The organism is Streptomyces chiangmaiensis (genome assembly GCF_036281785.1).
Lineage (GTDB): Bacteria > Actinomycetota > Actinomycetes > Streptomycetales > Streptomycetaceae > Streptomyces > Streptomyces chiangmaiensis.
Map to the genome: position 1 here is coordinate 1 of NZ_JAYWVC010000547.1, position 1534 is coordinate 1534.

At 63.0% G+C, this 1534-nt stretch carries 1 protein-coding gene; it reads left to right on the plus strand.

What is annotated here, in order from left to right; genetic code table 11:
- Nucleotides 1–6: 6 nt before the first annotated feature.
- On the plus strand, nt 7–1534 hold a 1528-nt coding region (locus tag VXC91_RS45410), incomplete at its 3' end, for a reverse transcriptase/maturase family protein (protein ID WP_329513179.1).

Below are 1534 nucleotides of genomic sequence, written 5' to 3' on the forward strand. Positions count from 1 at the left end.
TGCGAAATGCAGAGCGCCGAGACGGTGCTGGGTGTCCTGCGTGAACGCGGCAGGAAAGGGCTGCCGTGCACCGAACTGTATCGACAACTGTTCAACCCGCAGATATATCTGCTGGCTTATGGCCGCATCTACTCCAACAAAGGGTCGATGACGCCAGGAACCACGCGGGAGACCGTGGACGGCATGTCGCGGGCGAAGATCGACCGCATCATCGATGCGATGCGCCACGAGCGCTACCGGTTCAGCCCGGCCAGGCGGACCTACATTCCCAAGAAAAATGGGAAGTTGCGCCCGCTCGGCCTGCCGACGTGGTCGGACAAGCTCGTCGGTGAGGTGGTGCGCCTGTTGTTAGAGGCGTACTACGAGCCGAGGTTCTCCGACCGGTCTCACGGGTTCCGGCCCAACCGGGGGTGCCACACCGCCCTGCGCGAGGTGGCCAACACCTGGGCCGGGACGACATGGTTCATCGAGGGAGACATCGCCGACTGCTTCGGATCATTGGAACATCACCGGATGATCGAGATCCTGTCGGGAAAGATCCGCGATAACCGGTTCCTGCGGCTGCTGCGCAACATGCTCCAAGCCGGATATCTGGAGGACTGGGTATTCAACGCCACCCTCAGCGGCGCGCCGCAGGGCGGCTGCGCATCCCCCGTCCTGTCCAACATCTATCTGCACCGGCTGGATGAATTCGTCGAGACGGTTCTGATCCCGGAATACACCCGAGGCGCACGCAGGGCCCGCAACCCTGCCTACCTGAAGGTGGCCAACGCGCTCGCACGAGCCCGTCGCCGCGGGGATCGTGAGGAGACCCGGCAGCTTCGCGATCGGATGCGCACGCTGCCGAGCTCGGACACCCACGACCCCGAATATCGGCGGCTCCGGTATGTGCGGTACTGCGATGACCACCTGCTCGGGTTCACCGGACCCAAGGCCGAGGCCGAGGAAATCAAACAGCGACTGACGACGTTCCTGCGCGAGGATCTCAAGCTGGAACTGTCCCAGAGCAAGACGCTGATCACCCACGCCCGTACCAGTAGGGCGCGTTTCCTCGGCTATGAGATCAGCGTGCAGCACGACGACAAGCAGCGCACCAAACGCGGCCAACGCGCAGTGAACGGAGCGATCAGCTTGCACGTGCCGACATCGATGATCAAGGCCAAGATCGCCCTCTACTCCAAGCGCGGCAAACCCGCGCGCCGCTCCCAAGTGATCAACTTCAGCGACCACGACATCGTGCGGATCTACGGAGCCGAGTACCGAGGCGTCGTCCAGTACTACCTGCTCGCCGGTGATGTCCGACGACTACACCGGCTGCGGTGGGTCATGCTGACCTCCATGCTCAAAACGCTGGCCTCCAAGCACCACACGTCGGTCCGTAGGATCGCGGCCAGGCACAAGGCCAAAATCCAGACACCACACGGACCACGCACGTGCTTCGAAGCCATCGTTGAACGTGGGAAAGGCAGCAGACCACTGGTCGCCAGGTTCGGCGGCATTCCGCTGCGACGGCAAAAGAACGCGGTCATCACCG